The 13,354-nt window shown below is 42.4% G+C and carries 12 protein-coding genes and 2 tRNA genes; 4 read left to right on the top strand and 10 right to left on the bottom strand.

Annotated features, from left to right (window positions below):
- The first annotated feature begins 117 nt into the window (after nucleotides 1-117).
- On the top strand, nucleotides 118-747 hold the full coding sequence (locus AEA42_RS12665) for a response regulator (RefSeq protein ID WP_280938061.1): 630 nt from the start codon (nucleotides 118-120) through the stop codon (nucleotides 745-747).
- A 35-nt stretch (nucleotides 748-782) separates the two neighbouring features.
- On the opposite strand, the gene AEA42_RS12660 is transcribed toward AEA42_RS12665, so the two are convergent.
- From AEA42_RS12660 to dnaQ, 7 genes are all read right to left on the bottom strand, one after another.
- Nucleotides 783-2,081, bottom strand: coding sequence for an ATP-binding protein (locus AEA42_RS12660; protein WP_055647912.1), 1,299 nt, complete (start codon nucleotides 2,079-2,081; stop codon nucleotides 783-785).
- Between the two features lie 2 nt (nucleotides 2,082-2,083).
- Nucleotides 2,084-2,656, bottom strand: coding sequence for a chemotaxis protein CheC (locus AEA42_RS12655; RefSeq protein WP_037427655.1), 573 nt, complete (start codon nucleotides 2,654-2,656; stop codon nucleotides 2,084-2,086).
- On the bottom strand, nucleotides 2,653-3,018 hold the full coding sequence (locus tag AEA42_RS12650; RefSeq protein ID WP_037419128.1) for a response regulator: 366 nt from the start codon (nucleotides 3,016-3,018) through the stop codon (nucleotides 2,653-2,655). Before AEA42_RS12650 ends, AEA42_RS12655 begins: the two co-directional genes overlap by 4 nt.
- 680 nt (nucleotides 3,019-3,698) lie before the next feature.
- A tRNA-Asp gene (locus AEA42_RS12645) sits at nucleotides 3,699-3,775 on the bottom strand.
- 57 nt (nucleotides 3,776-3,832) lie between these two features.
- A tRNA-Asp gene (locus tag AEA42_RS12640) sits at nucleotides 3,833-3,909 on the bottom strand.
- 164 nt (nucleotides 3,910-4,073) lie between these two features.
- Nucleotides 4,074-5,561 carry a TIGR03503 family protein gene (locus tag AEA42_RS12635; protein ID WP_055647911.1) on the bottom strand — a complete coding sequence of 496 codons (1,488 nt, stop codon included), beginning with the start codon at nucleotides 5,559-5,561 and terminating at the stop codon, nucleotides 4,074-4,076.
- 10 nt (nucleotides 5,562-5,571) lie between these two features.
- Nucleotides 5,572-6,300 carry a DNA polymerase III subunit epsilon gene (dnaQ, locus tag AEA42_RS12630; RefSeq protein WP_037419134.1) on the bottom strand — a complete coding sequence of 243 codons (729 nt, stop codon included), beginning with the start codon at nucleotides 6,298-6,300 and terminating at the stop codon, nucleotides 5,572-5,574.
- Between the two features lie 70 nt (nucleotides 6,301-6,370).
- Here dnaQ and rnhA point away from each other — a divergent pair, with 70 nt between their 5' ends.
- Nucleotides 6,371-6,847, top strand: a complete 477-nt coding sequence (rnhA, locus tag AEA42_RS12625) for a ribonuclease HI (RefSeq protein WP_037419137.1) — start codon at nucleotides 6,371-6,373, stop codon at nucleotides 6,845-6,847.
- Nucleotides 6,848-6,870: 23 nt separating this feature from the next.
- On the opposite strand, the gene AEA42_RS12620 is transcribed toward rnhA, so the two are convergent.
- Together AEA42_RS12620 and AEA42_RS12615 are read right to left on the bottom strand one after the other, a co-directional pair.
- Nucleotides 6,871-7,770: a LysR substrate-binding domain-containing protein gene (locus AEA42_RS12620; RefSeq protein ID WP_055647910.1), complete on the bottom strand. Its 900-nt coding sequence runs from the start codon at nucleotides 7,768-7,770 to the stop codon at nucleotides 6,871-6,873.
- A gap of 23 nt (nucleotides 7,771-7,793) precedes the next feature.
- Nucleotides 7,794-8,528, bottom strand: coding sequence for a methyltransferase domain-containing protein (locus AEA42_RS12615; protein ID WP_037419144.1), 735 nt, complete (start codon nucleotides 8,526-8,528; stop codon nucleotides 7,794-7,796).
- 160 nt (nucleotides 8,529-8,688) lie between these two features.
- On the opposite strand from AEA42_RS12615, the gene gloB reads away from it, so the two are divergent.
- Together gloB and AEA42_RS12605 are read left to right on the top strand one after the other, a co-directional pair.
- Complete coding sequence (gloB, locus tag AEA42_RS12610) at nucleotides 8,689-9,492, top strand: hydroxyacylglutathione hydrolase (RefSeq protein WP_055647909.1); 804 nt, start codon at nucleotides 8,689-8,691, stop codon at nucleotides 9,490-9,492.
- Between the two features lie 251 nt (nucleotides 9,493-9,743).
- A complete protein-coding gene (locus AEA42_RS12605; RefSeq protein ID WP_037419149.1) occupies nucleotides 9,744-11,291 on the top strand; it encodes a LysM peptidoglycan-binding domain-containing protein in 1,548 nt (515 codons plus the stop codon).
- A gap of 219 nt (nucleotides 11,292-11,510) precedes the next feature.
- On the opposite strand, the gene AEA42_RS12600 is transcribed toward AEA42_RS12605, so the two are convergent.
- The gene (locus AEA42_RS12600) at nucleotides 11,511-13,331 is read right to left on the bottom strand and encodes an AsmA family protein (protein ID WP_055647908.1); all 1,821 of its coding nucleotides are present in this window, start codon (nucleotides 13,329-13,331) and stop codon (nucleotides 11,511-11,513) included.
- Nucleotides 13,332-13,354 lie beyond the last annotated feature (23 nt).

Here is a 13,354-nt window from a genome sequence, read left to right as displayed (position 1 = left end):
AGGATATTGGCTTCGCGCATCTTGTTGTCCAAGTGTAGTTTTTAGCGAAACCATTTGATCATGCAACAAGATGCGCTTCCACCCTAATTTGATGATTTATTTGTAAATCATCAGGGGATTCTTCAGGACTTAGTAGCAATTTACCTAAAAGATACAGGAATAAGTATAGATTTTGGTGTCAATGGTGAAGAAGCAATACAATTAGCATCTCTAAAACATTACGATCTGATCATATTAGACCAACAAATGCCAGTTATCGATGGACTTACCGCTGCAAATACAATACGTGCGATGAATAAAAATATTCCTTTATTATTATTAAGTGCTGATATTTTTTATGATGACAGTGAAAAAAATAGCCTTTTCAACAAAAAAATCACAAAACCTTTTAGCAAACAACAGCTCATTGATACCTTGCAATATTTTCTGGGAGAAAACCAATCAACATATAATAAGCAAAAAAAAGAAGATGACATATTAGATAATGATTTAACAATTGAATATCTAAAAACCTTGCCTAATGTATTGTCCTTATTAAAGAAACTTATCAATGATGGAGAAATAACAAAGTTAGGACATGAATTACATAAGCTAAAAGGAACAAGTGCGTGTTTAGGGCTTAGCAATATATCGTCATGTGCGGCACATCTCAATGTGCAACTAAAAAATCGAATGATAACCCTAGATGAAATCAACGAATTGTCAACCGCTATAACAGATGCACTTTTAGCTGAAAATGAAAAATAATGGATATAATATCAATGATAACACATGAGTCAGACCTAACATTCAAAAACATCAGCAGGAGTTAAGATAGGTAATATCACAGTGAAAGAAGTGCCCACACCTAAAGTAGAAGTGACTTTAATCTCACCTTTATGCTTTTGAACTATACTGTAGGATAATGATAAACCAAGCCCTGTGCCTGTTCCGACAGGTTTGGTGGTGTAAAAAGGTTCAAATATTTTACGTATATCTTGTGCTGCAATACCAGATCCAGTATCACGAATAACAATCATAAATTCTGATTCTGTCGCACTTACATCGATAGATATTTCACCTCTTTCCTCTATAGCTTGCGCAGCATTAACTAACAAATTAAGGAATACTTGATTAAGCTGCATTGGCTGACAATATAGCTCTGGCAAATTATCCTGGAAATTACGAAGAACAACAGCTTTATATTTAATCTGGTTAGCAGCAATTTTTAATGTATTTTCAATACCCTCTATTACATTAGCATATTGCCACTCACTACTATCGACATGAGAAAAAGACTTGAGACTTTTCACAATTACGGCAACGCGATCTAATCCCTCAATCGATTCATTGATTAAATCAGGTAAATCTGAGCATATAAATTCAAACTGATGTCGCTTCAACATATCTTGCTCAAGTGCAAAATAAGGCGGAGAACCAATTTTATGTACTAGTTTTTGATAAAAACTAAGTAATTTTAATAACTTATCATTATAATCTTGTAAGCTTTGTAAGTTTGAATTCACAAAACCAATTGGATTATTAATTTCATGAGCAACACCTGCAGCTAACTGCCCAATTGCGGCCATTTTTTCAGATTGTAATAATTGATTTTGAGCAGCCTCTAGTTTTTTATTGAGAAGACTCAGTGCTGTATGCTCTTGTTCCAATTGTTCAGAAAGGCATTTTTGTGCTTGGAAATAACTTGCAAGCTCAGTTACATCTTGCACAATTAAACAAACTGTTTTCACTTGATTATTTTCTATATCGAGCGGGAAAAACTCAATATTTTGGTACATAGCAGTCTCTTCACCTGTAATAGGCCGACTGCTACTAAAGTCAAATACATGTGGACGATGTTCCCAATATGAGAAACTGGCATTATTAAGCACAAAAACGCTATTAATTTTTTTTTGAAGAAATTTTGCGGCATCAGGGAATAACGTGAGTAAGTTATTTTCGTGTGTAACTGACTTATTATCGGTTGACAATCTATCGGTAAAAAATTCATTCCAGTAAATAATTTGATAAAACTCATCAACCACACAAATTCCAAGTGGTAAGCGTGAAGTAAGCTTCTGCAATAGCTGTGACTGACTCATAATTACTCCAGCAGCTGCTGTAGTTTCACTAATAAAGTTTGAACTGATGCCTCTTCCAAACAGATCACAACTTTTGAGTCAAACTGACTCACTTCCACTTTAAACTCAACCTCCATCATTAAAGTACTTGCCCATCTATAGTGGTAATGCTGACTAGCCGCATTATACATTGTCGGCATACTTAACTTTGCGTTTAATGAAAGTTGCTCAGCAAATCCGGTTAAACATGCACCAGCTAAAATATTGGCAAGTTCTAACAACAATTCATTTAACCGGTCTTGAGTAAGTGGCAGTTCATACTCCATTAATGTACCAATCGCATCGCAGCCCTGCTTAGATAGCGTTGAAATAACTTCACCTTTAATACTGCCTAAAAATGATTGGCGTGTGTACCACATTGCCTCGTCCGATAGCATAGAGACAAATTGTTCAGGAGTAACATCACTGATTTTAGGAATTGATAGTGTAATTTTAGCTTCGATTAAACGAGCAAGTGAATTAGCTGCTTGCCCCATAGAAATATTCATCAATTCCTGGAGCGCGTCTCGCTGTTCTTCAGATAGCAACATGTTCATATTAGCCCCACATCGAAAAGTGCTTCTCTTAACTGTGCGGGTTGTAACGGTTTTTGTAAGAAACGAAAAGCACCTAGGGAATCAACTAACAATTTAGCTTCTGGCTGTATATCTGCACTTATCACAATCACAACCGTCTTTGATTGTTGTTCATGAAGACATTTAAGTACTCCAAATCCATCAAGTTCAGGCATGGTCAGGTCAAGAAATAGTACCTCAGCCTTACCTGAATTAGCTGCTTCTAAGGCCTCTTTTCCATTACACGCTTCAGTGATCTCAACATCCCAGTCCTCCGGTAAAGCTCGTCTTACCGCTTTTCTGGACATTAAAGAATCATCAGCAATTGTGACAGGTATTGGCATAGCATCACCTCATGAGTGTCTCATCTGTCTTATATTAGTCGTTATTCACTATGCGTCAATGTTAAGCGCTAATAATAAGAATCTTAGTAGAACCTTCAGCACAATGATTTTCTCGATAAGGTTGAACTTAAAAAATAACTCATGCCAAAACAACAAACTAGTAAAACTATTCCACCGTCTTGATTGCATTCCAGTTGCTTTCAGGATGAAAATTTAGCTCAACAGTCATTTGTAGCTTTAACTTGGCTGAAAATAGATGAACAGATGGTGTTAAATGAATGCGAGTGCAATATAAGAATAAAACCACATAACAGATACGACCATATTAGGGCGTGTTGGCAACGTTTCAGAGTGGTTTGTTTCAGCAGTTTGGCTGGTTATGCGAGGCAAAGTCCGTACAGCATAGTTAAGCTACATAATACTAAAATAACTCAGCAGAAATATCAGCCAAATACTGCCCGAAGAGTTCATTCTGGCAAGACTTTTCTCTTTACTTTCAGTGATTAGAGACGCTGGTAATTTGAGTAAAATAACGACCCATATTTACTCGCTTCGCGAGCAGCACTTGCTCAAACAAAATTGAATCTTAAAATATCAACATTCTTTAGACGGTAGACACTAGTGGTTTACTGATATCGCAAATGAAAAAGCCTCATCAAATGATGAGGCTTTTTCATATTTGGCGGAGCGGACGGGACTCGAACCCGCGACCCCCGGCGTGACAGGCCGGTATTCTAACCAACTGAACTACCGCTCCAAACTTTTTATTATACCGCTATCAAAGCACTATAATTTTAACTTTTAATAACTTGACTGGCGGAGCGGACGGGACTCGAACCCGCGACCCCCGGCGTGACAGGCCGGTATTCTAACCAACTGAACTACCGCTCCACTCAAGTTGCGGTGAATAATACGGTTGAGCGTTCGAAGCGTCAACCGTTTTTTTCACTCAATTGCATCGATTAGTTAAAATTTCGCCAAACTTAACAAAACCCCATGATAAGTGAACAAAATATCTGCAAATCCCGATGTAAATCTCACCCTTTCCTTCACTTTTATCTACGATTATCAGGTTCATCTGGCATAGTTAAATCTATTTCATCAAGGGATGGGACATCAGCTTTATTTTGTTCCGCTTCATCTAAAATCCGCTGTTCGGCCGCGGCTAGTGCTTGTGCCAAACTTTGACGCTTACGCCAAATAATCAGCCCAACCACCCCCAGTAGCACTAACACCACATTGACGGTGATAATCCAGAAGATCGCTTCCTGCTTAGCGAGTGCCTCTTCCTCTGCAGCCTTTTGCGCGGCCACAGCTGCGAGCTCTTCTTCGCTAGGTGGTGGCTCGGGCGGTTGCACTAGGTTGAAGAACAGTTCAGGTAAATCGAGTACTATTTCACGGCCAGTGACTGTCGTTGTCGCAGCAGAGCCTTTTATTCGGTAACTGCCAAACTCGGTCACAGGCGGTATCGGCAATTCAGTGTCGCTCTCCTTAAGCCCATGAACTACGAGGGGAAGTTGCAAACCAGCAGGTCCAACAAGCTCAAATGAAAAATGGGTCTCAGCTAGCTGTAATACGCTACTATCGGCATGTAGCATGATTTTCCATTGACCCGTTAAAGGATCTTCAGGGGTTATCACCTCTGCATTTACGGGTCGTGGAGATAAGCTAAAAGGAAATGAGACTTGCCTTTCAAATACGTTGTTACGCGCTTGAACGACAAAGTCGTACTCACCCCATGGCTGCTTAAGATTGATATCGCCTGTAAATATGCCGTCATCAGGTCTTTCATCGAACTTTTCACCATTATCTTTGTAGGAACCAACGATAATGTCACCTGCGGCAAAGTTTTCATCGCCCGTCCGATGCTTACTGACAAAGTGCGCGGTCCACTCGACTAAATAGTCCATCCCAGGCATGCGAACGCGCTCTGCATCTCCCATTAATTGGGCAATCACTTTGGTTTGTTCGCCTTGGAATAATGGCTGAGGTAATCGTTGAACTTCAATCTCAAGCTTTGAAACCCGTTTAATTTTCGAGCCCGGCACCACCTTCCCCACTAATTGCCAAGGACCTGGCTGGGGTGATTCGATATAAATAATATCTCCGGTCATACCATCAACCCATTTAACGGTTTCTGGATGACGATTGGCGTACCACTTACTGCCATCGGGCAAGACAATCACCACGGGGGCCGAACCATATTCTCGCTGGATCATGAGTGTCATACTGCTGACCATATGATCCACCCGAAAACGATTTTTAAGCTCAGAAGCCGTATCTACGGGCACGACTTTCATATTCGAGGGCTTGGACGTGTTTACCTTACTCTCAGCACTGTTTACCTTAACCTCAGCACTGTTTACCTTAACCTCAGCACTTGGCTCAGCAGTATTTTGAACCTTAGCTGCCATATCGGTAGTCGGCTTTGTTGGCTTAGCGGTCACTGGTTCCGTATCAGCCGCAAGCAATGACGTGCTCAAGCTAAGGTAGCCGAGTATTAACGTGGTATTGACTAGATATTTTCGCAGCAACATCGTCATAGGCTAAAAATTATCCTCTCCAGAGGCACTTTCCTGATTTTGCGACTAAATCAAGGCGTTGTTCATGTATAACGAGTTCATCGGCCGATGCGCTGATCACTTTAAGATTAAGTGATGCGGGATCAAAGCGTTGAATGCCTCCCGCCTCTTGACCAACTTCTTCGTTAGAGAGATTGAACTTAGTCTGACCTCCCGTCATCGACAAATACACATCGGCAAGAATTTCGGCGTCGAGTAATGCGCCGTGGTAATGACGGCGGGAATTGTCGATGCCATAACGTTTGCAGAGAGCGTCTAAGTTGTTTTTTTGCCCAGGATGCAAAAACTTAGCGATATCGAGGGAGTCTAAAATATCACAAATGTCGCGAGTCTTTGGTCCTAACGGTTGCAGTAAGGAAAACTCATGGTCCATAAAGCTCACGTCGAAGTTTGCGTTATGGGCTACAATTTCTGCGCCACTGATAAAATCGATAAACTCTTGCGCTATTTGATGAAACCTTGGCTCATTTGCAACACGCTCATCGGTGATCCCGTGAACAGCAATCGCTTCTGGATCAATCGCTTGGCCAGGATTGATATATTGATGGTAATAACGCCCCGTTAAACGGCGGTTGATGACCTCAACACAGCCTATCTCAATAATTCGGTGTCCTAAATACACCGCACCACTCCCCTGGTTCATACCAGTGGTTTCAGTATCCAAAATAACCTGACGGCTTGCGTTTGAGATAATATTCATACTTTTATGCGCTTCTTATGACTTTTTTTGGTTATACTCGGCCGATATTTACGCCGCTGGTAACCACTTGATGACTGAACTAAAACTAATCCACATCTTCACCGATGGTTCTTGCTTAGGCAATCCGGGCCCCGGTGGCTATGGCATTGTAATGAATTATAAGGGCCATACAAAGGAGATATCCGATGGTTTTGCCCTGACAACCAATAATCGCATGGAATTATTAGCCCCAATCGTTGCGCTTGAGGCCCTAAAAGAACCCTGTAAAATCATTCTCACCAGCGATAGCCAATATATGCGCCAAGGGATCACCACTTGGATCCACGGTTGGAAGAAAAAAGGCTGGATGACATCTAATAGAACGCCGGTGAAAAATGTCGATCTTTGGAAACGTTTAGATAACGCCGCTCAACTCCACCAAATTGATTGGCGCTGGGTAAAAGGCCATGCCGGACACGCGGAAAATGAACGCTGTGATCAACTTGCTCGCGCCGCCGCAGAGGCAAATCCTACGCAAATTGATGCAGGTTATCAGGCGGAGTCCTAACACTTATCGCTGCTAGAACACCATTATTCTCGTGATAAATGGAAAAAATTACTGCAAAACTGCACAAAGGCCAGCCCTAACGACGTTGCTTGGCGACTCTTATGAGTTATGCGGTAAAACTGCCGCTCTAGCACTAATCCTTCAATGGTGACTAGAGCCAATTCTTTTCGACTAATGTCTTTATCCAACGCAAGTTCTGACAAAACCCCCAAACCAGCACCTTGTTTTACCGCCAACTTGATGGCATCTGGCGTGGTAAAGCAGAACTTAGCCTCCGGTTGCATACCCAGTTCATTGGCCGCATTAACAAAATATTCCCGAGTTCCCGATCCTTCTTCACGCAGCACCCAAGATTGGCCTTTTACGGCCATAGGCTTAACCGTTTGCCCTGCTAATGGATGAGCGGGATGGCAAAACACCAATAATCGATCCTTGTGCCACGGCTCGATATGAAGACGGTTATCAGTACAATGCCCTTCAATAAACCCCATTTCGGCACGAAATTGTGCAACGGATTGAATCACTTCTTGGGTATTGGTGATCGCCACGTCTACATGGGTTTGGATATGTTGCTGGCAAAATGCGACTGCCGCTTTCGCCAGTAAATAATTACCAATCGTTGAGCTTGCACTCACACTTAAGTGTCCAACCAAATCACCATCTTGACGAGTAAATGCCTGCTCAATTTGTTCAACACGATGTAAAAGATCGGTGGCCAACGGCAACAAGAGGTTACCTTGCGAATTCAGTTGCAGACGATTGCCAATTCTTTCAAATAACCGAGCATTGAGCTGTTTTTCCAGTTCGGCTAAGGCCATAGAGGTCGCAGGCGGCGATAGATTAACTTGTTCAGCCGCTTTTGCCACCTGACCACTGCGTGCGACGGCTTCAAAAACTGCAAGTTGCCTTAGGGTAATTCGCATATCGGACTCATTAATCGATGATGTTATTTTATATGTTCGGATAAATGCCCAGTGCGTCCGGCACTTGGCGCAGTGGCCCAATTGGGTTGTCGAACTTTACGTTTGTCACGGATTGGGGTTAATGGTGATTCTAATTTTCGAGCCACAATCAAATACAAACTCCCCGCACTGGGAAGCCATGAAGCTAAGGTTTGCTGTAAAAAACGACCACGATTCAATTCGCCGATCAGGGGATGGTAAACCAAACGCTCATCACTCACCACTTGATAACCAAGTAGCCCTAACCAATCTCGCACCCTAGATGGCATAAAAAAGCGTCCGCACCAAGGTAGATCATCTTGATATTTCGGCCACAGCTTGCCAAGAAACACTGAGCTTAAGGGGTTAAAGCCCACAATAAATAAATAACCACCGGCGATCAGCACTCTGTCGGTTTCCCGTAAAATACGGTAAGGATCAGCCTCAAACTCTAGTAGCAGGCTCATCACCACAGCATCAATCACCCCATTTTGTATCGGCAAATGACAAAAATCCCCCATTAACGAGGCTGTTGGTGCTGAGCATAGTGAAAAATGATGAGCAACAGGGGATGCCATACTGGAAAGCTGTGCACTTAAGGGGCCCAACTTCAACAAATGATAGCCAAACACCCTTGGCCACCAATCAGTGAGTTTATCGGTAACAGCTTGCTGGAGTGCGTCGCCATTGGGTAAATCTTCCCATTGCTCAGGTTTACGCACAGAACTGTTATACGACACAACTCACCTCCCTTTCCGTTATCTTATTACTTTTACCGAGTTAAGACCTTCATTGAACATCCATCATTAGGTGATTTAAAAATCACAATAGTCGCCAACTGATATCCACCTGTGGATAATAACCTCATCTTGAAATCAAAATACAGCTATCGGCGGTGCTATGCTCACTATAACAGCGATTAATGCCTTTAATGACAATTATATCTGGGTGTTGCGACAAGACTCCCTGCAAACGGTGTATGTGGTTGATCCTGGCGATCCACATGTTGTGCTCGACTACTTACGTAAACATCAACTTACGTTAGCGGGTATTTTGATCACTCATCATCATCATGATCATACAGGTGGAATAACCGCCCTCGCCGCCCATGTTAAGCAGACAACAGACCAGATCCTGGCTGTCTACGGTCCGGAACGTGAAGCTATTCAAAGCATCAATCAGCCAATCGACCCTACACAGATCAATACACTTACTTTGCCCTTTATCGATGCGCCCATACACATTTTGTCTGTACCTGGGCATACTGCTGGTCATATAGCGTATCTACTTGATGGTGCACTATTTTGTGGTGATACACTCTTTAGTGCAGGCTGCGGTCGTTTATTTGAGGGCACCCCTGCACAAATGTGGCAATCCTTAAGTTTGCTCGCGGCGTTACCCGATGAGACTCGAGTGTACTGCGCCCATGAATATACTCTTGCGAATCTTAAATTCGCCCAAGAGGTAGATGCAGATAACGCTGCACTCAACAAGTATGTAGAGCAAGCCACCACAATGCGTGCCCAAAACAAAGCCACCATCCCCTCCACCATAGGGTTAGAGCGGGCAATCAATCCCTTCCTTCGTCCGTTAGCGCCTACCATAGTCAACAGCATAAAAAGTAAGTTTTGTGACCAAGATCTGACTAAAGCTGATGAACTAAGCTGTTTTACCCTACTTCGGCAGTGGAAAGGTATTTTTTAGTAAAAAATGATCCATTTATGGCTGAAATTTATACAGATTTTTCCACTTTTGATGACGTAAATCAAAAGTGACCCTACAAGATGTACGATAATTTAGGGACAAGCTCGAAAAGATCCCATAGAATGGCTCGTTTTTGCGTGAATACTTTGCGCTCTGTGTTGCCACTTTTTTTCACATAATCAATTCGTTAGATAATTTACGTTGTACGAAGAGTGCAGTGGCAATGCACTAACAGAGGACTATCGTTTTCCATGAGAGTATCACTTTATGTTGTAGTAGGGGGATTTGCCCTACTCACAGGTTGTCAGACGTTAGACAACCCTCAGGTGCCCAAACCTGAAGCTGAAACCGTCACGACCGAAAATACCGTCCCACAGTATTATCTCGCAACCGAACCTGAATCGGCGCAAATTACTGATGTATGGGAACGAATTCGTCAAGGAATGCAGTTACCTATTCCAGACAAGAAACTCGTTAACTATTATCGCGATTGGTACATTAACAACCCTAAACACCTTGAATTGATTTCTGAGCGTGCAGCGCCTTACATGTATTTGATCGTCGAAGAGCTTGAAAAACGCCATCTACCAATCGAGATAGCCCTGCTTCCGATTATTGAAAGCGCTTTCGACCCCAGTGCTTCTTCGGCCAGTGCTGCCTCAGGGCTTTGGCAATTTACCACCCCGATGGCGAGCCACTTTGGGTTAGAAATGAACTGGTGGTATGACGGCCGTCGCGATGTGCCTGCATCCACGACAGCAGCCCTAGATATGCTCGAATATTTGTACGATAAAACCAATAATAATTGGCTTTATGCAATTGCGGCCTACAACTCAGGAGAGTCACGCGTACTCAATGCGATTAAACGCAACGAAGATAAAGGTCTTAAAACCGATTTTTGGTCGCTCGATCTCCCAAAAGAAACCAAACGTTATGTGCCACAGTTATTGGCGCTCGCTGAAGTGATTAAACATGCCGATGAATATGGCATAACTCTGGCACCCATTGATAACAGCCCTTCAATCGAAGTGGTTGATATAGACAGTCAAATTGACTTAGCCATGGCAGCAGGTCTCGCCAATATGACCACCAATGAGCTATTAAAGCTCAATCCAGGTTACAATCGCTGGGCAACCTCACCAATGGGCCCACACACTTTAGTATTACCCATTGATAAATCTGAAGAGTTCAAAAAAGCACTTGCAGAAACAGAAAGTGAGGCCCGTGTAAGCTGGCTTAGATATACGATTAAGCCTGGAGATAGTTTAGGATCTATTGCAGAAAAACATCATACAAGCATCAATGCGATCCGTGCTGCTAATGGTATGAAAAACAACAATATCATTGCTGGAAGACCGCTAATTATCCCAGTCTCTGCTGATGACAAACAACTGTATGCCCTATCAACCAGTCAGAAATTACCTAAAAAAGCCGCTGTTGCCGCCTCGGGTAACAAGTTGACCTATAAAGTAAAATCCGGTGATAGTTTGTGGCAAATTGCCCAAGCACATAATGTTAGCGTCAAACAGTTAATGACTTGGAACCATTTAAGCAAAGACAGCAAATTACAAAGTGGTCAGCAATTGACGATTGTTGCACCACAAGAAAAACACGATAACGAGCAGATCCGAACCGTCAGCTACAAAGTTAAGGCTGGTGATTCACTCGCACGAATTGCAAACAAGTTTAAGGTGACTGTTCCTGAACTTCGCGAATGGAACGGCTTAACCGCATCACAATATATTCAACCCGGTCAAGTGTTGAAACTGGTTGTAGATGAAAGCAATTTAAATACATAAAGCATTTAAGTGTGAATCACTCTAAATACCTTATGTTTAATTTGTTAATAAAATCGTCTTGAATCTAAAATAAAGATCAACATAAAAAAGCAGTAACCTCTGGGTTACTGCTTTTTTATTGGCTCAATACGCCGTTATCTTTCGAGCAGAACGTTGCCGGTTACGCTCACACATCGACTGTTGACGTAGGAGATGACCGAGCACGCAAAACTTGCATACCTACAAGCCGCCCAACTTTTTAAGTAGCGAATCCTTTAATTTTTCTTTCGCTTTATCAGTCTCTTCCTTCAACTGATTATTTAATAACGCTTGAGTATCTAAGGCATATTCCGGCTTTTGGAAAGTACCCGTAATCGCGAGAGGGATATCAATTCCTGCCAGCGCATCTTTCTCACTGCCACCTTGACCTTTAAGGGAATTGACTAAACTGGTCGTTAACCGATAATCCAGAGTTTGCGTCAAGAGATCCGCGCTGCCCTTACCCGCAAGCCTAAGCAAAGGTGAAGACATTGCGAGATCAGGGTTTGTCGCTACACCATGTTCAAGGGAGAAGTTACCGGTTAGGCTCGAGAAGTCGGTTTTACGCTCCTCTTTCGTGTCCGCAGACAAATCCCCCTTTAATTTAGCCTGAGCACTACGGATCATCTGCGGGATATTGACACCGTAAAGGGCACCATCGGTGATATCAAAACGACCATTTGCGAGGAGGTTTTTCTTTAATTGTTCAGGAATCAAACTCTTACCTTTCCCTTTTACACTAAAATTTGCAGTTCCCGCCAGAATATCAAGCTTGGCCGCATCCTTAAGTAATGGTTGAATTTGAACACCTGATATTTGCTTATCAAATTGGTAACTTGCCACTTTTGATCGCGCATCAACCTGAGCATTGAGCATTAACTTACCTTGGTAGAGATCTGCACTTAGCTGCTTAAGATCAACCTCACCATTTTTAATGCCTAAATCCATTAACCAATTTTGCGTAGACAAATTCGCGACTTTGATCGATTTAACCGCCAATATTAGCTTCGCATCCAAACCATTAAGCGCCGTTAAATCGGGTTCAACAGCCTGAGTCTGTGAAGACGCAGCTGCGGTTTGTTCTTCTGAAGTGTCAGATTTTGGTAGCAAAGCATCGAGGTCAATATCCCCAAGTTGGAAATCCGCACTAATTTTCGGCACTTTGCTCCCGTAATTGACGGTCAACTTACCCGCTGCATTGATATCCATTGCGGTTAATTTACTGATGTCCAACGATAACTGCTTTTTATCTAATGCAATTTGGCTGTTTAGACTAACCTCAGCGGTCAATTTTTTATTAGGGATCCCCTCGCCTTCAACTTGAGTCTCAATATTGAGTTTCTCAACTAGGAGTTGATTAAAATCATGACTTAACTTGATTTGCCCTTCGCCTTTACTGCTCACTGTCATATCCGGCAAGGTCGCGGCAAATTCATAGGCCATCGGCGCAAATTTATCGAGTGAAAATGCCCCCAAAGTGAACTGTTTTAAGGTTAAGGTTTGGGTTTGCCCTTTAGCTTCATCAATTAAATTTATTTGCGTATTCGTAATAGAAATGCCACCTACATCGATACTGGCTAATTGTGCTTTAGCACTTGGTTCAGATGGGGTAGCAGATAGCTCAGTGCTCTTGCCCGTTAAGCCATCTAGGCTTGAGCTACCATTTTTACGGGTGACCAAATTGATTTTTGCGCCATCAAGAGTGAGCTGAGCGATTTCAATTTGCTTGCTAAACAGTGGTATAAGCTCAACCTCAGCTACGGCTTTATTAACTTCAAGCATCGATTTTGGGGTAAATCCCTCAGGGTTAGATAGGGAAACACCGCCTAAATTAATCCCTATGGTCGGAAAAAATGTCCATGACAAGTCATCGGTTATTACTAACTCGCGCCCAGTTTGTTTTTTAACAGCGTTGACAACTTCTGGCTTAAAATCATTAGGGTCAAAGAAAACAGTAAGATATAAGGCGACAGCGACAATTAAGGTCACCAGAATGGCTAAAAACCACTTAATGAATTTCATGAAAACATCCTTATCAATAACAT

Source organism: Shewanella sp. Sh95, assembly GCF_001308045.1.
GTDB classification, from domain to species: domain Bacteria; phylum Pseudomonadota; class Gammaproteobacteria; order Enterobacterales; family Shewanellaceae; genus Shewanella; species Shewanella xiamenensis.
Note: the sequence above shows the minus strand (reverse complement) of the source record. Positions and strands in the feature narration are given on the sequence as shown.